Here is a 269-nt window from a genome sequence, read left to right as displayed (position 1 = left end):
CAGGCTCAGATACTGCGACAGCGACCGTGGCGGTTCCTGCAGTAACGGCAGATACCCAGTATGTGTTCACGCTGACAGTCACGGACAATGCCGGTGATACTGCTACTGACAGTGTGACAGTTACAGCGAAAGCTCCGGGTTCAAATACCGCGCCTGTGGTGGCAGTGTCTGGCCCAGCGACGGCCAGTGCCGGTGATACTGTGGTACTGGATGCCTCGCAATCCACAGATGCTGACGGTGACACCCTGACCTTTACCTGGACAGTGCCA

1 protein-coding gene is annotated in these 269 nt (G+C 57.6%); it reads left to right on the top strand.

What is annotated here, in order from left to right:
* Positions 1-269 (top strand): PKD domain-containing protein (locus ACYP03_RS26380; RefSeq protein ID WP_459782721.1); only part of this gene is annotated, 269 nt, incomplete at both ends.

Source organism: Photobacterium sp. R1 (assembly GCF_054600795.1).
This window is presented reverse-complemented; position numbering and strand designations above follow the sequence as displayed.